Source organism: Flavobacterium sp., from assembly GCF_043780635.1.
In the GTDB taxonomy this organism is placed as follows: Bacteria; Bacteroidota; Bacteroidia; order Flavobacteriales; family Flavobacteriaceae; genus Flavobacterium.
In genome coordinates this window covers 37,592-55,960 of record NZ_JAYWCK010000067.1, presented here as the reverse complement: position 1 = coordinate 55,960, position 18,369 = coordinate 37,592, and the positions used below count along the sequence as shown (strand labels likewise).

19 protein-coding genes are annotated in these 18,369 nt (G+C 35.3%); all 19 read right to left on the bottom strand.

Features of this window, described 5'->3' with window-relative positions; genetic code table 11:
* Nucleotides 1-24: 24 nt before the first annotated feature.
* Entirely contained in the window at nt 25-1,458 is a 1,434-nt protein-coding gene (locus ACH2BV_RS06080) for an MBOAT family O-acyltransferase (RefSeq protein ID WP_395049836.1), read from the bottom strand.
* Nucleotides 1,459-1,547: 89 nt separating this feature from the next.
* The gene (locus ACH2BV_RS06075; RefSeq protein WP_395049835.1) at nt 1,548-2,918 is read right to left on the bottom strand and encodes an NADH-quinone oxidoreductase subunit N; all 1,371 of its coding nucleotides are present in this window, start codon (nt 2,916-2,918) and stop codon (nt 1,548-1,550) included.
* A 54-nt stretch (nt 2,919-2,972) separates the two neighbouring features.
* Entirely contained in the window at nt 2,973-4,412 is a 1,440-nt protein-coding gene (locus ACH2BV_RS06070; protein WP_395049834.1) for a NuoM family protein, read from the bottom strand.
* Between the two features lie 13 nt (nt 4,413-4,425).
* Complete coding sequence (gene nuoL / locus ACH2BV_RS06065) at nt 4,426-6,297, bottom strand: NADH-quinone oxidoreductase subunit L (protein WP_395049833.1); 1,872 nt, start codon at nt 6,295-6,297, stop codon at nt 4,426-4,428.
* A 6-nt stretch (nt 6,298-6,303) separates the two neighbouring features.
* Nucleotides 6,304-6,624 carry an NADH-quinone oxidoreductase subunit NuoK gene (gene nuoK, locus ACH2BV_RS06060; protein ID WP_395049832.1) on the bottom strand — a complete coding sequence of 107 codons (321 nt, stop codon included), beginning with the start codon at nt 6,622-6,624 and terminating at the stop codon, nt 6,304-6,306.
* A 1-nt stretch (nt 6,625) separates the two neighbouring features.
* A complete protein-coding gene (locus tag ACH2BV_RS06055; protein ID WP_395049831.1) occupies nt 6,626-7,165 on the bottom strand; it encodes an NADH-quinone oxidoreductase subunit J in 540 nt (179 codons plus the stop codon).
* Nucleotides 7,165-7,710, bottom strand: coding sequence for a NuoI/complex I 23 kDa subunit family protein (locus ACH2BV_RS06050; protein ID WP_395049830.1), 546 nt, complete (start codon nt 7,708-7,710; stop codon nt 7,165-7,167). Before ACH2BV_RS06050 ends, ACH2BV_RS06055 begins: the two co-directional genes overlap by 1 nt.
* 98 nt (nt 7,711-7,808) lie before the next feature.
* Complete coding sequence (nuoH, locus tag ACH2BV_RS06045) at nt 7,809-8,861, bottom strand: NADH-quinone oxidoreductase subunit NuoH (RefSeq protein WP_395049829.1); 1,053 nt, start codon at nt 8,859-8,861, stop codon at nt 7,809-7,811.
* Nucleotides 8,854-9,903, bottom strand: a complete 1,050-nt coding sequence (locus ACH2BV_RS06040; RefSeq protein WP_395049828.1) for a 2Fe-2S iron-sulfur cluster-binding protein — start codon at nt 9,901-9,903, stop codon at nt 8,854-8,856. The genes nuoH and ACH2BV_RS06040 overlap by 8 nt, the downstream gene beginning before the upstream one ends.
* Before the next feature lie 98 nt (nt 9,904-10,001).
* Nucleotides 10,002-10,874, bottom strand: a complete 873-nt coding sequence (locus tag ACH2BV_RS06035) for a hypothetical protein (RefSeq protein WP_395049827.1) — start codon at nt 10,872-10,874, stop codon at nt 10,002-10,004.
* The gene (locus ACH2BV_RS06030; protein WP_395049826.1) at nt 10,871-11,287 is read right to left on the bottom strand and encodes a hypothetical protein; all 417 of its coding nucleotides are present in this window, start codon (nt 11,285-11,287) and stop codon (nt 10,871-10,873) included. The genes ACH2BV_RS06035 and ACH2BV_RS06030 overlap by 4 nt, the downstream gene beginning before the upstream one ends.
* Before the next feature lie 38 nt (nt 11,288-11,325).
* Complete coding sequence (gene nuoF, locus ACH2BV_RS06025; protein ID WP_395049825.1) at nt 11,326-12,693, bottom strand: NADH-quinone oxidoreductase subunit NuoF; 1,368 nt, start codon at nt 12,691-12,693, stop codon at nt 11,326-11,328.
* A 1-nt stretch (nt 12,694) separates the two neighbouring features.
* On the bottom strand, nt 12,695-13,225 hold the full coding sequence (locus ACH2BV_RS06020) for a complex I 24 kDa subunit family protein (RefSeq protein ID WP_395049824.1): 531 nt from the start codon (nt 13,223-13,225) through the stop codon (nt 12,695-12,697).
* Between the two features lie 50 nt (nt 13,226-13,275).
* Entirely contained in the window at nt 13,276-14,514 is a 1,239-nt protein-coding gene (locus tag ACH2BV_RS06015; RefSeq protein ID WP_395049823.1) for an NADH-quinone oxidoreductase subunit D, read from the bottom strand.
* 18 nt (nt 14,515-14,532) lie between these two features.
* Nucleotides 14,533-15,057: an NADH-quinone oxidoreductase subunit C gene (locus ACH2BV_RS06010; RefSeq protein ID WP_395049822.1), complete on the bottom strand. Its 525-nt coding sequence runs from the start codon at nt 15,055-15,057 to the stop codon at nt 14,533-14,535.
* A gap of 4 nt (nt 15,058-15,061) precedes the next feature.
* Nucleotides 15,062-15,610, bottom strand: a complete 549-nt coding sequence (locus tag ACH2BV_RS06005) for an NADH-quinone oxidoreductase subunit B (RefSeq protein ID WP_395049821.1) — start codon at nt 15,608-15,610, stop codon at nt 15,062-15,064.
* A gap of 81 nt (nt 15,611-15,691) precedes the next feature.
* The gene (locus tag ACH2BV_RS06000; RefSeq protein ID WP_395049820.1) at nt 15,692-16,057 is read right to left on the bottom strand and encodes an NADH-quinone oxidoreductase subunit A; all 366 of its coding nucleotides are present in this window, start codon (nt 16,055-16,057) and stop codon (nt 15,692-15,694) included.
* A 219-nt stretch (nt 16,058-16,276) separates the two neighbouring features.
* A complete protein-coding gene (locus ACH2BV_RS05995; protein WP_007137066.1) occupies nt 16,277-16,471 on the bottom strand; it encodes a cold-shock protein in 195 nt (64 codons plus the stop codon).
* Between the two features lie 125 nt (nt 16,472-16,596).
* A complete protein-coding gene (gene aspS, locus ACH2BV_RS05990; protein WP_395049819.1) occupies nt 16,597-18,348 on the bottom strand; it encodes an aspartate--tRNA ligase in 1,752 nt (583 codons plus the stop codon).
* Nucleotides 18,349-18,369: the final 21 nt, after the last annotated feature.

Genomic DNA, 18,369 nt, shown 5'->3' with positions numbered 1-18,369 from the left:
CAACTACTATTATAAATTTTTGCATTAGAATTGAAAATAAATAAATTCTTTATAATCGGCATAAGTTCCCAAAGCGATAATTGCCAAGAGACATAAAGTCATTTTTAATCCGCTGTATTTTCCTGAAATGGGTTCTATTTTGTATCGGTTGTTCCATTCGACCAAGACAAAAGCGAAAACCAATAGCAGTATTTCGTAACTGTATCTTTGGTTTTGCAGAAATTGTGATGTGAAAGTTCCATTCGTAAAAATTTGTCCAATGTAATCAAATGCAATATTGATGGTTTTTGCCCTGAAAAATATCCAAGCCAAGCACGACAAGGTGAAAGTGGCAAGAATGCTAAAAAATACTTTTATGGAATTCAAATCCCAATGTAATTCGGCTGTTTCCATATTAGTTCGGTTGGTTCCCATTAACAATGAAGGCAAAAAATACAAGGCGTTGATGAAACCCCAAGCCAAGAATGTCCAATTGGCTCCGTGCCAGAAACCGCTCACGACAAATATGATGAATACATTGCGGACTTGTTTCCATTTGCTTCCACGGCTTCCGCCAAGAGGAATGTACAAATAATCCCGAAACCAAGACGACAACGAAATGTGCCAACGACGCCAGAATTCTGCTATATCCCTGGAAAAATATGGGTAGTTGAAATTGCGCAATAAGTCCAATCCAAACAATTTGGACATTCCCAGAGCCATATCCGAATAACCCGAAAAGTCACCATAAATTTGGAAAGCAAAATAAACTGCACCCAGAATCAAGGACAAGGAATTCATCGATGTGTAATTGTCAAAAATGGCATTAGCATAGGTAGAACAAGTGTCCGCAATAACCACTTTTTTGACCAATCCCCAAATAATTTGGTAAACGCCTTCTTTTGCTTTTTCGAAATCGAAGTTTCTTATTCGTTTTACTTGCGGCAATAAGTGGGTTGCTCTTTCGATAGGACCAGCCACCAAAAGTGGAAAATAACTAACGAACAAGGCATAATCAATAACATTTTTCTCGGAGTGTATTCTTTTGTAATAAATGTCAATCACATAGGACAAACCGTGAAAAGTATAGAAAGAAATTCCAACCGGAAGAATTACGTTCAGTAAAAGCGGACTGGAATGTATCCCAATAGTATTCAACGCTTCCGAGAATGAAAATGCAAAAAAGTTGTAGTATTTGAAAATTCCCAAGAAACCAAGATTGAAAACGATGCTCAACCAAAACCAAAATTTCCGAGATCTTTCTTGTTCACTTTTTTCTATCTGGATTCCAGTGAAATAACATAAAAGGGTTGAAAAGAGCAGTAAAAAAAGGAAGCGCCAATCCCAGCAGGAATAAAAATAATAACTTACCACAACCAGAAATGCGTTTTGTGCGGTTTTGGTTTTACTAAAAACAAACCAATAGAGTAAAAAAACTATGGGTAGAAAAATAGCAAATATTAGCGAGTTAAAAAACATATTTTGGTTGTCTGAGGTGTTTTATAATGAATACAAAAACCACCAAAATTGCTCTTGATGGTTCTTTATAATTTATTTTATATTTAAGATTATACCAATAAATCCAATACCACAGAAGGAAACAATCCTAAAACGATATTCAAAAGAATGGCAACGACACCTACTGCATAAAATACAAACGGCGTTTTCGCTGGTTCTTCATTTGGCTCTTTACCATACATCGCCAAGATCAATTTGAAATAATAGCCCACACTTATGATAGAGTTAATTACAGCTGCGATAACCACCACTAAATAACCTGCTTGAATGGTTTGGCTAAACAAAACCAATTTGGCAAAAAACCCTGCAAAGATTGGAATTCCAGCCATTGAAAGTAAAGCTGCCGTAAGAACTGCCGCCATTACTGGATTATTTTTACCCAATCCGTTGAAGTTAGCAATATCTTCGTTGTTCCTGTTTTTGCAAACGTATAAAATCACGGCGAAAGCAGCAATTCCAGACAATGAATAGGCTGAAGCATAATATAATAAATTACCGGCAGAATTGCTGATACTCAACAATGTCATCAACATAAAACCAGCGTGTGAAATTCCGGAGAAAGCCAACATACGTTTTACGTTGTTTTGTTTCAAAGCCATTATATTTCCAACTGTCATCGAAGCAATTGAGAGTACAATAATGATATTGATAAACGCAGCAGAAAGGTCAGCATTCATCGCAGTTAGTAATTTGTAAAGCGTTGCCACGGCAATCACTTTTACCAAAGTACTCATTGTAGCTGTTGTCAAAGTTGGTGAACCTTCGTAAACATCTGGTGCCCAAAAGTGAAAAGGGACAGCCGCAATTTTGAAAAGCATTCCAATGGTAACCAATGAAATTCCTATTGGAAACCAAATTGGTAATTCGGCGGAGCGAGACCAATCGGTGATTTCGGCAACGTCAAAAGTTCCCATTGCTCCATAAATTAAGCAAATTCCGAACAATATAATCCCTGAAGCGAAAGAACCCATCAAGAAGTATTTCATTCCGGCTTCGTTACTTTTAACATTCATTCTGTTACTTGCGGCAAGTATATATAAGGAAATAGACAAAACTTCAATTCCTAAAAAGAACATTGCCAAGTTCCCAAAAGAAACCATAGCAACTGCTCCGGCCAACAAAAATATTTTTATGGCAATGAAATCGGAGATTTTAGTTTGATGATCTTCGTAGAAATCGTGAGCCAAAGCCACCAAGAAAACAGTCAGGACAATAAACAAAGCAGAAAAGGCAGATGAAAATTTGCTCACCACAATCATATTATTGTAGTAACTCGCCGGAGTGTTAAATTCCGTATAGGTAATTCCAAGAACGGCCAATAATCCAATAATCGTTATGGGAACAATGGCTTTTCTAAAATTTAAAATTTCAAATAAAAGAGTTAAAACTCCAAGTGCCGTGATTGCTATTAATGTGTTCATTTATATGTTTTGTTTTAGACCTGACAGGTTATCAAAACCTGTCAGGTCCTTTAGCTAATTTCTATTTATATGTACTAAAATATTTTCGAGACTTGGCGTAATCAAGTCAATAATTGGTTTTGGATACATTCCAAAGAAGAATAAAACAGCGATGATTGTTATCAAAGACAAGCCTTCGTTGAAAGTTATGTCTGCAAATAATCTTGCATTGGTTTCGCCCAACATCACGTGTTGGAACATTTTTAACATATAATAAGCACCCAAAATTATGGTTGTTCCTCCAAGAAGTGCAAACCAAATATTTATTTGAGAAAGGCTGTACAATACTGTAAATTCTCCCACAAAGTTAAAAGTCGATGGCAAAGCTACCGAGGCCAAAACCAAGATCATAAACATCGAAGTGAATTTTGGAGATTGCGCACGAATACCGCCCATTTCTGAAATGTTTCTTGTTTCGTATCTTCTAAAAATGATTTCGGCAACCAAGAACAAACCAACCACAACAAATCCGTGAGCTATCATTTGTAAAACCGCACCACGAAATCCGTCAAGTGTTAAAGTATAAGAACCTGCTGCTATTAATCCAACGTGTGCCAAAGACGAATAAGCCAATAATTTTTTCAAGTCTTTTTGGCGTAAAGCCACGATAGAACCATAGATTACACCAGCAATTCCAAGTATAATAAATACGTCCATATATTCTTTTGCAGCCAATGGTGCAATTGGCAATTGCCAACGAATAACGCTGTACAATCCCATTTTTAGCATAATTCCCGAAAGTAACATTGTTCCAACAGTTGGTGCTTTTTGGTATACTTCTGCCTGCCAAGTATGGAAAGGAATCAATGGAATTTTGATGGCATACGCCAAGAAGAAAGCCAAGAATATCCAGAATTGTTCGGTTGACGATAATTTAAGTTGTGTCAAATCATTAATTAAAAAGCTTCCTGCTTTTTGGTATAAATAAATGAAAGCTACCAGCATAAACAACGAACCGGCCAGTGTGTAAATGAAAAATTTCACCACTGCTTTTTTGCGTTCTTCGGCATCACCATTCCCCCAAATTAAAGCGATGAAGTAAATTGGAATCAAAGATAATTCCCAGAAAATGTAGTATAAAAGTCCGTCAGAGGACAGGAAAGTTCCCGCCATCGCAAAGGTCATAAACAAGATTAATGCGTAGAAAGCTTTCGGATTTTTATAGGTATTTCCAAAAGAAGAATAGATTATAATTGGTGTCAATGCGGTTGTCAACAAGAGCATTGCCAAGGCCAATCCGTCAGCTTGTAAAGCAAAAGAAATATTTGGTTTTGCTATCCAAAGTTTTGCATAGTTTATTTCTTGCCCTAAATAGTATTGACTCAGCAAACAAATTGCACCAGCAAAAGCAGTCAAGCCAAAAAGAAAGGCCACTTTTGGAGCCCATTTATCTCCCGAAAAATAAGTAGCAAATGCGCCAACAAGAAGAATAATTAATAGTGTAGTTACATCCATTATGTAAAAATTATTATAAAAATAAATAAGTTATTATGGCAATAACGCCTATGACAAAAGCGAAAAGATACAATCCAACACTTCCGTTGTGCACTTTTTTTCCTTGTAAAGCGATTTCGTTCGTTACTTTCCCTAATCCAAAAACCATTGCTGATAAAGTGGTTTCCACAGAATCTCTAAAGAAACTAGAAAGCACATTGACCGGTTTTACGAAAATGGCATCGTAGACTTCGTCAACATAATATTTGTTGTATAATACTTTCGAAACACCGGTTATTTCGGCATCTTCACTTGGAATAGTATTGTCTTTCAAGTATTTTTTATAGGCAATTCCAATTCCTATAAGGGCACCAATTGTGGCAATTGCCATCAACACATATTCGGTTGTACCAAATGAATGTTCTTCTTGAGCCACTTTCGAAAATAATGGAGCTAAATATTCATTCAACCAACTGTGTCCCGGCAAGCTGATGATTCCACCAAAGAAAGACAAGATTGCCAATATAATTAAAGGCAAAGTAATCAAACCTGGACTTTCGTGTAAATGATGTTTTTGCTCTTCGGTCCCTCTGAAAGAGTTGAAAAAGGTCAGATAAATTAATCTAAACATATAGAAAGCCGTCATTATTGAAGCAATCGAACCAATAACCCATAAAGTTATGTTTGCGTGAAAAGCAGTCATTAAGATTTCGTCTTTCGACCAAAATCCTGCCAAGGGGAATATTCCAGAAATAGCTAATGCGGCAATCAACATTGTCCAAAATGTTATCGGCATCGCTTTTTTCAAACCACCCATTTTTCGCATATCTTGTTCTCCTTGCAAACCGTGAATCACCGAGCCAGAACCCAAGAACAGACAAGCCTTGAAGAAAGCGTGCGTGATTACATGGAAAACGGCAACTTCATAAGCGCCCAATCCTAAAGCCAAGAACATTAATCCCAGTTGTGAAACGGTAGAATAAGCCAATACTTTTTTGATGTCATTTTGAACTAAGGCAATCGTTGCGGCAACCAAAGCAGTAGCAGCACCGACAATCGCTATGATATTTTGAACACTTGGAGCCATATCAAACAGGAAGTTCAATCGGGTAACCATAAAAATCCCTGCGGTAACCATTGTCGCAGCGTGAATCAATGCCGAAACCGGCGTTGGTCCAGCCATTGCATCAGGCAACCAAGTATATAATGGAATTTGTGCCGATTTACCCGCTGCTCCAATGAATAATGCTAAAGCAGCCAATGCAATCCATAAATCATTGATGTCAGTTGCGGTAGTAATTATGTTTTTTAGAGAGGTAAAATCCAAGGTATTGAATAAAGAACCCACAATAAAAATTCCGATCAAGAAACCTAAATCTCCAATTCTGTTCATAATGAAAGCCTTTTTGGCGGCATCATTGAAGTCTTGATTTTTATACCAAAATCCAATCAACAGATAGGAGCAAAGACCTACGCCTTCCCAACCAATGAACATCATTAACAAGTTGCTTCCAATTACAAGCGTAATCATAAAGAAAATGAACAGGTTCAGGTAAGCAAAAAACGAATGCATTTTCTCGTCATCGTGCATATAACTGATGGAATACAAATGAATCAAAGACCCAATTCCGGTTACGAATAATAGCCAAATCAATGACAATTGGTCTATAAGAAATCCAAAACTTACTTCGAATCTTTGAATCGAAATCCAATCGAACAAGTTGATTACAACCGGTTCTTGACTTGCATTTCCAAATAAATATAAAGTTATCGCAAATGAAACTGCAACGGAAAGTGTTCCCACAATTCCCACGATGCTTTTGCCTGCTTTTTTACCCAGAAAAACATTAAATAAAAATCCTAAAAAAGGAGCTAATAGCAAAACTAAAACTAAACTTGTATCCATTGAAGATTATCCTTTTAAGTTTTTTAATTTCCCAACATCAATTGTACCTAAATTCCTGAAAATTGATACTAAAATTGCCAATCCTACGGCAACTTCGGCAGCAGCAACAGCCATAGAGAAAAACACAAAAATTTGTCCTTGTGCATCTTGATGATAGGTCGAAAACGCCACAAACAATAGGTTGACGGCATTTAACATTATTTCGATCGACATAAATACGATGATTGCATTTCGTCTGTACAACACTCCAAAAACGCCAATACAAAAAAGTATTACGCTAAGGAAGATGTAATTTTCGATACCCACTTGATTCAAAATATTATTCATATTATTTCTCTAATTTTTCTTTTTTAGACAATAGAACCGCGCCAATCATTGCTACTAAAAGCAATACTGAAGCAAATTCGAAAGGAACCATATATTCGTTCAACAGCACTTTGCCCAATACTTTTATAGATTGGAAATCTTCACCGGTAGTAGTATAGTCTCCAACAATTGGTTTCGAATTGATAAAAACAGCTATCAATACCAGACACATCAAGCAGAACAAAACAATTGCCCCCAATCGAGTAACTCTTGGTTTATGCACTTCATTTTCCTTGTTCAAATTCATCAACATCACCGTAAATAAAAACAAAATCATGATGGCCCCAGAATAAACAATTACGTGAACGATTGCCAAGAATTGAGCATTTAGCAACAAATAATGACCTGCAATTGAGAAGAAACAAATCACTAAATAGATTGCGCTATGTATCGGATTTTTGCTGTAAATTGTTAAAAATGCAGTTGCTAATGTAACAACAGATAGAATACAAAATAAAATTTGTATTGGTGTTGCATTTGCTAAATCAGGAATATGTATCATTAGTTAGCGTTTTTAAGTTGGGCATTTTTCATTGCGATATCCAAAGGCATTACTAATTTATCTTTTCCAAAAATGAAATCTTCCCTATTATAACTAGCAGGAACTAATTCTTTAGAAATTGTCAAATAAATAGCATCTTTCGGACAAGCTTCTTCACACAATCCACAAAAGATGCAACGCAACATATTGATTTCATATATAGAAGCATATTTTTCTTCACGGTACAAATGTTTCTCATCGGCAGTGCGTTCCGCTGCCTTCATCGTGATGGCTTCGGCAGGACAGGATAAGGCACATAAGCCACAAGCAGTACAGTTTTCACGACCTAGTTCATCTCGTTTCAACATATGCTGACCGCGATAAACAGGGCTCATTTCACGCACTTGTTCAGGATAATGAATCGTGGCTTTTTTTCTAAAAAAGTGCTTAATAGTAATCCACAAGCCTTTGAATATGGCTATAAGATACATTCGTTCGAAAAAAGTCATCTCCTTATTAGAGACTACCTTTTTTCTTCCGGAAAGTGATATTTCTTGTATTGACATTTCTTATTTTTTTTTGAAGCTTAATCCTGCTATCCGTTTCAATCCAAGCAAAAAAGCTTGGGATTTTCTCTTCTATCAGGGCTAGTGTATTTTCTTTATTAAAAACCTAAATAAGCCATTATTTCTACTCTCAAAAGAACAATTCCTGTAATTATGATATTAAAAATCGAAAGCGGGATCAAAATTCTCCAACCCAAATGCATCAATTGATCATATCTAAATCTTGGAATAGTCCAACGAACCCACATATAAAAGAAAATAAAACCACATAATTTTATGAATAAGGCTAAAACTCCTATAAGATTGGCAATGTTCACTCCCCAATTTTCAACAGCCCAACTCATTCCAGGATAATTATATCCTCCGAAGAATAAAACTGCCAAAATAGTTGATGAAACAAACATATTTGCATATTCGGCAAATAAATAGAAACCCATTTTCATTGATGAATATTCAGTATGATATCCACCAATTAATTCGGTTTCACATTCTGGTAAGTCAAAAGGAGTTCTGTTGGTTTCTGCAAAAGCACAAATCAAGAATATGATAAACGATAACGGTTGGTAAAAAACATTCCAGTGCATTCCGGATTGTTGTATCGAAATTTCTTTCAAACTCAATGTTCCTGTCATCATTAATAAAGCCACGACAGATAATCCCATTGCAACTTCATAAGAAACCATTTGTGAAGCTGCACGAACTGCTCCAATTAATGAAAATTTATTATTTGAAGCCCAGCCACCAATCATAATTCCGTAAACTCCAACTGATACAACGCCAAAAACATATAAAACAGCTATATCAATATCAGTAGCTTGAAGTAAAATGTCTCTTCCAAAAAGGTGAAATCTATCCCCCCAAGGAATCACGGCACTAGTCATCAAAGCGGTTCCCATTGCAATTCCGGGTCCTACTAGAAATAAAAATTTGTTAGGAGTATTTGGAGAAAACTCTTCTTTGGCAAACAACTTTAAACCATCGGCGAGAGGTTGAAATAATCCTCCCCAGCCCGCACGATTTGGACCAACCCTATCTTGAAGATAAGCGGCAACTTTTCTTTCAGCCCAAGTAGAGTACATTGCCATTAGCATTGTAAAGGAAAATACCACAAGGATTACAACACTCTTTTCGATTATAAATGTACTATCCATTTTTATTAGAATTTACTGGGTTACCATCTATTTTTTCGTTGTAATCAATCTCGGCCATACTTATTTTTTTCCGGTCTTGTTCTCTACCTAATAGAATAGTTTCTTCGGTATTGATTTGAACAGTTTCTAATTTACCAAAGTATTTGTTTTGATTTATAACCGAATCTTTTTCAAATTCTCTTGGCCCTTCAATAATCCAATCATTCACATCTTTATGGTCAAAACGACAACTGTTACAAATGAATTCATCTACTTCGTGGAACTCGTCTTTTCTTCCAGTAACTCTTTGAATTTCGTCACCAAACATCCAAACAGTTGTTTTTCCGGAGCAAGTTGGGCAATCTCTGTGTGCGTCGTAAGGCTTGTTGAACCAAACTCTAGATTTGAATCTAAAAGTTTTGTCAGTCAAAGCTCCAACGGGGCAAACATCAATCATATTTCCTGAAAACTCATTATCGATGACACTTGAAACACAAGTTGAAATATTCGAATGATCGCCTCTATCCATCACTCCGTGAACTCGGTCGTCCGTTATTTGATCGGCAACCATCACACATCGATAGCAAAGAATACAACGATTCATATGCAATTGAATATTCGGGCCAATATCTTCCGGTTCGAAAGTTCTTTTTTCTTCTATATAACGGCTTTCTGATTTTCCGTGTTCGAAGCTTAGATTCTGCAGGTCGCATTCTCCAGCTTGGTCACAAATAGGACAATCCAAAGGGTGATTGATCAATAAGAATTCCGTCACTGATTTTCTTGCTTCTTGTACTCTTGCCGAAGATTTGCTGTTCACTTCCATTCCCTCCATACAGCCGGTTACGCAAGAAGCCATTAATTTTGGCATTGGTCTTGGGTCGGCTTCACTTCCTTTGGCAACTTCAACCAAACAACAACGACATTTTCCGCCGCTTCCTTTTAGTTTAGAATGATAGCACATTGCTGGCGGAACTACTTCTCCACCAATCATTCTGGCTGCTTGCAGGATGGTTGTTCCTGGTTCTACCTCAATCGCTTGACCGTCTATGGTTACTTTCATTGTAGTAAATTATAATCTTTATATTTCTTAATTTTTTTATTTCTTAAGAATGTTATTTTTATGATGTTTTTTCACTTAACATCCTTCATTTAATTATATTAATAATCAATAAGCAGGTCATTATAGGAAATATATTTCTTTCCATTTTTTAAACCTACAAAAGGAGATATTTGAATTTTTTTCACCTCTTCACTAATTATTGGCAAATATTTATCTACTATATTTTTTTCAAAGTTATCTGAATTTGTCCAATATACATCAGTTATTTTACCATCTATATTAATAGTATAGGTTATCAATAATCTAGTAGTATATTTTCCTATATGTGGTACTACAGATATTATAGCACTTTTTATTTTTAATTCGTCATTAGTATTTTTATTATTTATTTTGTAATAAAAATCTGTATCTTCAATCTTTTTTATACTATCTTTTTTTTGATTTTCTCTTTCTTTTTCTTTTAACATTTTTGCTTTATATTCAGGACTATCTAAATATGTTGTTTTTAAATCCAACTTTTTTAACTCTTCTAATGTAGGTTTTATTAATGTTAAACTCCATTTACTATTACTATACGGTTTTGAAAGTAGAGTTTCATTTTTGGAAATAAAATAAGTTTTCCCTTGGCTTTCAAAACCTTTTTTATTCTTTAAAGGTTTATAAATTCTTACAATTTTTCTATCGTCAACTAAATCAGAATAGTATTTGGCTTGATGATTATAATTTACTTCAATTATACCTAATAAATATCCAACTTTACTGCTAGTTGAAAAAATAGCTCCACCAGTAATAATAACATTGCTTTTTAGATATTTAACATTACCATTCCACTCAGAAGCGTTTTTCACATCAAAATCTTCATTTGACATATGTGAAAAAACAATTAAATTACTTGGTGTTTTTAAAATTACAGGTTGACTAAAAAGATAATTGCCAATTAAAATAAAAGTTATTAAAACAATCTTTTTCATAATCTGTTAATTTTAAAAAAATCATCGTGTTTTTCAAGATGTTTAATTTCAGGAAAAAATATTTTATCTTTTGAAGCATTTAGCATCTGAATAATATATTTTGCTATTGTTTCATAAATTTGTTTTTCCTTCTCTTTTACAAATTGAATTAAACTTATACCTTTTGAAGAACTTAGATCTAAAGATTCAAAGTTTTGAATAAATGTTACATCGACTTTAATTATTTCATTTAAAAATAGAATTTCTTTTAAATCCTTAAATTCTAAAAACACCTTTGCATTCCCAGAATCCTTATATTTACCTCTTTGGAATATTAAAGATGAATGTTTATTATCTTCAATATCTATATTTATGGTTATAGATTCCCCAAGTTTATCAGTATACTCTATTAATAATTCTAAATTAATTTCCATTTTTTATTTATTATAGAATTTTATCTCTTCAAATTATTTTATACTATCACTTTACCCAATAAATGCTTCACTTGTTCGAAAGGCTCAGCAACAAAATGGTCTCTATTTTTTATTTTTTCCGGAAAACGGATATGATATTCAAATTCTTCTCTAAAGTGACGAATTGCCGCTGCCACTGGCCAAGCTGCTGCATCACCTAATGGACAAATCGTGTTTCCTTCGATTTTGCTTTGAATGCTCAAAAGTAAATCGATATCTTCTTCACGACCGTGGCCATTCTCAATTCTATGCAATACTTTTTCCATCCATCCCGTTCCTTCACGGCAAGGCGAACATTGACCACAACTTTCGTGGTGGTAAAAGCGAGAGAAATTCCAAGTATTTCGTACGATACAAGAAGTGTCATTGTAAACAATAAATCCTCCTGAACCTAACATCGAACCTGTTGCAAAACCACCGTCGCTCAAACTTTCGTAAGTCATTAAACGGTCTTCGCCATTGGCTGTTTTGTATATTAAATGAGCCGGTAAAACGGGAACTGATGATCCTCCGGGAATAAATGCTTTCAAAGGTCTGTCAGAACTCATTCCACCAAGATATTCGTCTGAATTCATAAATTCATAAACGCTCAATCCCATCTCAATTTCATAAACCCCAGGATTTTTGATATGTCCAGAAGCCGAAATTAATTTTGTTCCTGTAGATCTGCCTAAACCAATTTTAGCATAATCGGCACCTGAATTATTTACAATCCAAGGCACTGCAGCAATTGTTTCGACATTATTCACCACCGTTGGATTTGCCCAAAGTCCTGAAACTGCTGGGAATGGCGGCTTAATTCGAGGATTTCCTCTTTTGCCTTCCAATGATTCAATTAATGCTGTTTCTTCTCCACATATGTAGGCACCGGCACCACAATGAACATATACTTCTAAATCGTATCCGGTGCCTAATATATTTTTTCCTAACCAACCCGCAGCTTTTGCTTCGTTGATTGCTTTTTCAAGAATTTTGTAAACCCACATATATTCTCCACGAATATATATATAGGAAAGGTTTGCACCCAAAGCAAAACTGGAAGTAATCATTCCTTCAATTAATAAATGAGGAATGTGTTCCATCAAATACCTGTCTTTGAAAGTTCCAGGTTCCGATTCATCGGCATTGCAAACTAAATGTCTAGGTTTTCCTGATTTTTTGTCAATAAAACTCCATTTCATTCCTGCTGGAAAACCCGCTCCACCACGACCACGCAATCCTGAAGTTTTCACTTCTTCGACAATTTCGTCAGGTGTTAGTGTTTTTAAGGCTTTTTCTACAGAAGAATATCCGCCGTTTTGGCGATATACTTCATAGGTTTTAATCCCTGGAATATTTACTTTGTCTAATAATATTTTTTGTGACATATTATTTATCGTGTAACGTAATTTTATTATCTCTACAATCAGCAATGATCTGATCTACTTTTTCTTTTGTCAATTTTTCTTTGTAAAAATCACCCAATTGCATCATTGGAGCATAACCACAAGCACCTAAACATTCTACTCCAGCAATGGTAAACATTCCGTCAGCAGTGGTTTCACCCATTTTTATACCCAATTTTTCGGAAGTATAATCCATTAAATCTTCAGCAGCATTCAAACAACAAGGGGAAGTTCTGCAAAATTCGAACATATATTTCCCAATTGGTTTTTGGTTAAACATTGAATAAAAAGAAACAACCTCGTAAACCTCGATAGGTTTAATTTGAAGTATTTCGGCAACTTTATTCATCAATTCAAAACTCAACCAGTTGTCGTGAGCATCCTGAACTTCGTGTAAAATTGGCAACAACGCTGATTTTTGCTTGCCTTCGGGATAATGACTGATTAATTCATTGATGCGAGTCATCAATGTTTCAGTTATGTTTATTTCTTGTTTGTATTGTGTTCTTTCCATTTTTCTTTTAAATCTGAAATCTTAAATCGTTAATCAACAATCTGAAATCCTTATGCGTCTAATTCTCCGGCAATAACATTTAAACTTGACAAAATAACAATCGCATCCGAAAGCATTGCGCCTTTTATCATTTCGGGATAAGCTTGGTAATAAATAAAACAAGGTCTGCGGAAGTGCAATCTATAAGGTGTTCTGCTTCCGTCGGTTACCAAGTAAAATCCTAATTCTCCGTTTCCACCTTCAACAGCGTGATATATTTCGGCAACTGGAACAGGAATTTCTCCCATCACAATCTTGAAATGGTATATCAAGGATTCCATATCGTGGTAAACATCTTCCTTAGGAGGTAAATAATATTCTGGAACATCAGCGTGAAATACATTTCCTTCTGGCATTTTGTCTAATGCTTGACGAATGATGCTCAAACTTTCCCAAACTTCGGCATTACGAACGCAAAAACGATCGTAAGTGTCGCCAGATTTTCCAACAGGAACTATGAAATCAAAATCTTCGTAAGAGGAATAAGGATGCGCTACACGAACGTCATAATCAATTCCGGCAGCACGTAAATTTGGACCTGTAAATCCGTATGCCATTGCTTTTTCAGCAGAAATAGGACCGACATTTACAGTTCTGTCAATAAAAATTCTATTTCTTTCGAACAAGTTTTCAAATTCTTTCCAGGCAACTGGAAAATCTTTTAAAAACACGTCTAATTTGCGGAAAGCTTCTGGAGACCAATCTCTTTCGAAACCGCCCATTCTTCCCATATTTGTAGTCAAACGAGCACCACAAATTTCTTCGTAGATTTCGTAGATTTTCTCTCTAAATTGAAAAACATACAAGAAACCGGTATATGCTCCGGTGTCAACTCCAAGAATGGAATTACATATTAAGTGGTCTGAAATTCTGGCCAATTCCATCACGATAACTCTTAAATATTGAACTCTTTTAGGAACTTCAATATCCAATAATTTCTCCATTGTCATCCACCATCCCATATTGTTAATAGGCGATGAACAATAATTCATTCGGTCGGTAAGTGGTGTAATTTGGTAAAAAGGACGGTTTTCGGCAATTTTTTCAAAAGCTCTGTGAATGTAACCAATTGTTGGTTCCGCTTCGATAATTTTTTCACCATCCATTAACAAGACGTTTTGGAAAATACCGTGGGTTGCAGGATGTGTTGGTCCTAAATTTAGAATCGAAAGCTCGCTTCCGTCTTCATTCAGACTCTCTTTTATTCTTTTAGCATATCGATGCTCTGGTGGTAATAATAGTTCTGACATTTATAATGTTGAATTTTATTATTTATTTATTTGAGGCGTTCTTCCAAAGAAACGGTCATCTTTATCTGTTCTTCCTCCGTCTTCTAACGGAAATTCTTTTCGCATTGGAAAAGAAGTCATTTCATCCATATTTAAAATACGTTTCAACTGTGGATGACCAATGAAATTGATTCCATAAAAATCATATGTTTCTCTTTCCATCCAATTGGAACAAAGAAAAATATTAGAAATTGATTTTATTTCTGGTGTTGAACCATTGAGAAATGCCTTGATTTTTATGCGTTTGTTTTCATACCAATTGTGCATATGATAAACTACAGCAAATTGTCTTTCGGCCGCGTTATCCGGATAATGAACTCCACATAAATCGGTTAGGAAATGAAATCGTAGGTCTGGGTCATTTTTTAAAAAAAGAATAACAGCTGTAATTTTATCGGCTGCTACTTCAAACGAAAACAGGTCTTTTTCTTGATTGAAATGGAAAGTGCTTTCGCCAAATGTTTCCACTAATTTATCTTGAATTTGTGTAGTTTCTAAACTCATTTCCTTATTTGATATTATAAGATGCCAATAATTCTTGATATTCTGGAGAACTTCTTCTTCTTACAGATTCGCTCTTTACTAATTCTTGCAATCTCATCACTCCGTCTACAATTTGTTCTGGTCTTGGCGGACAGCCTGGTACATATACGTCAACTGGAATTACTTTATCTATTCCTTGTAAAACAGAATAGGTATCGAAAACTCCGCCTGACGAAGCACAAGCTCCAACAGCGATTACCCAACGAGGTTCCGCCATTTGTTCGTATACTTGACGTAAAATTGGTCCCATTTTTTTTGAAATGGTTCCCATAACCAATAGCATATCAGCTTGACGTGGAGAAAAACTCACTCGCTCAGAACCAAAACGCGCTAAATCGTAATGTGAAGCCATAGTTGCCATAAATTCAATTCCGCAACAAGAAGTTGCAAAAGGCAATGGCCAAAGTGAATTAGCGCGAGCTAATCCTACAACATCATTCAGCGTTGTAGCGAAGAAACCTTCACCAGACACACCTTCAGGTGGTTCAACCATTATTATATTTGAATTGCTCATTTTTTGATATTTTGAATTATAAATTTTGAATTATAAAATAATGTTTAAAACCATTTAAAATTCAACATTTAAAATATTTTTTTATTCCCATTCCAAAGCTTTCTTTTTGATGATATAGAAAAACCCTATCAACAATAAAAGCATAAAAATTACCATTTTTACCATTCCTTCCATCCCCAATTCCTTAAAATTGATTGCCCATGGATAAAGGAAAATAACCTCAACATCAAACAACACAAAAAGGATTGCAACCAGAAAATATTTTACCGAGAAAGGTATACGTGCATTCCCTAAAGATTCAACTCCACATTCAAAGTTTTGATCTTTAATTGTTGATGATCTTTTAGGGCCTAATTTTCCAGAAATTATGATTATAGCAGCAACAAATACAATGGCTAAGAGCATTTGCATTAGTATAGGAAAAAAATCTAATTGACTTGATTGCATAATGATTATTGTTTTATTCTAAAATACGGAACAAAGATAGGTTTCAGGGATTTAAAACACAAGCATAAAACAAAATTTAGTTAGATGGAAAAATACAATTAACTTATAATTGTGTTTTGTTTAATTTGCTTTTCTGAAATTCAGTTTTCATTAAAACAAAAAAGCGACCCAATATATCGGGTCGCTTTAAACATTCGTAGGCAAAAAATTATTTTTTGCTTAGATAACTGCTACTTTCGCAGCAACCTTTCCTTTTCTTCCTTCTTCTTCTTCATAGCTAACTCTGTCACCTTCACGAAGTTCTTCCGCGTTGATTCCTGATGCATGAACAAAAATGTCTTTTCCTGTTTCTTCGTCTGTAATGAATCCGTAACCTTTTGATTCATTGAAAAATTTAACTGTACCTGTACGCATTGTAATAGTAATAATAATTTATAATGTGGCAAATGTAATATTTAATATAATACGAAAGATAATAATATTTAGATTTTATTAAAATATTTGATTTCCAACGATTTCCGGCAAATTTTATCGATGAACTACGCTAAATCTAATTTTATATGCAATTCACTCAATTGTATTTCATCAATGATTGATGGTGCATCAATCATAACATCTCTTCCTGAATTATTCTTTGGAAAGGCTATAAAATCACGTATAGTTTCTTGTCCTCCAAGAATTGACACCAATCTGTCCAATCCAAAAGCTAAGCCTCCGTGTGGTGGTGCACCATATTGAAAGGCATTCATCAAGAAACCAAATTGATCTTCAGCCTGTTCCGGTGTAAAACCTAAATATTTAAACATCAATTGTTGGGTTGTTTTATCGTGAATACGGATAGAACCTCCTCCAATTTCGTTTCCGTTCAAAACCATATCATAAGCATTGGCACGAACCGCTTTTGGATCAGTTTCCAATAAGTGCATGTCTTCCGGTTTTGGGGAAGTAAATGGATGGTGCATTGCGTGATAACGACCTGTTTCTTCTTCAAATTCCAATAATGGAAAATCAACAACCCAAAGTGGTGCAAATTCTGTTGGTTTTCTCAATCCCAAACGATTGGCCAATTCCATTCTTAATGCAGAAAGTTGTGTTCTGGTTTTATCGGCTGGTCCGGAAAGAATAAAAATCATATCGCCGGCTTTTGCCCCAGTTGTTTTTGCCCAATTTGCTATATCTTCTTGATCGTAGAATTTATCTACAGATGATTTGTAAGTTCCGTCTTCGTTGCATTTTACATAAATCATTCCGCTGGCGCCTACTTGTGGACGTTTGATCCAGTCAATTAAGCCGTCAATTTCTTTACGAGTATAGTTTCCTGTTCCAGGTGCTGCAATTCCCACAACCAATTCGGCCGAATTGAAAACCGAAAACTCTTTGTGTTGTGTAAATTCATTTAATTCACCAAATTCCATTGCAAAACGAATGTCCGGTTTGTCATTACCATAGGTTTTCATTGCGTAATCGTAGGTAATTCTTGGGAATTTTTCTACTTCGATTCCTTTTATTTCTTTTAGCAAATGACGGGTCAATCCTTCGAAAACATTCAAGATGTCCTCTTGTTCCACAAATGCCATTTCGCAATCGATTTGCGTGAATTCCGGTTGACGATCCGCACGTAAATCTTCGTCACGGAAACATTTCACGATTTGGAAATATTTATCCATTCCGCCTACCATCAACAATTGTTTGAAGGTTTGTGGCGATTGTGGCAAAGCATAAAATTGTCCTTCGTTCATTCTCGAAGGAACCACAAAATCCCTTGCGCCTTCTGGAGTGGATTTGATTAAATAAGGAGTTTCCACTTCGCAAAAATCTAAATCCGAAAGGTATTTACGAACTTCCATTGCCACTTTATGGCGAAAAAGCAAGTTGTTTTTTACAGGATTTCTACGGATGTCCAGATAACGGTATTTCATTCGAATGTCTTCACCACCATCGGTTTCATCTTCAATTGTGAAAGGCGGAGTTAGGGAAGAATTCAGTATTTTAAGTTCTGTAACTAATATTTCAATGTCGCCAGTTGACATATTGGCGTTTTTTGCTTCACGCTCAATAACGGTACCTTTGGCTTGAATCACGAATTCACGACCAAGGGTTTTTGCCAATTCAAAAACTTCTTTTTGAGAGCGACTTTCGTCGAAAATTAATTGAGTAACTCCGTAACGGTCACGTAAATCGACCCAATTCATAAATCCCTTATCGCGCGATTTTTGAACCCAACCTGCAAGCGTAACTTCGGTATTGATGTGTGAGGCGTTTAATTCTCCACAGTTATGACTTCTATACATTATATTATTTTTAGAGTACAA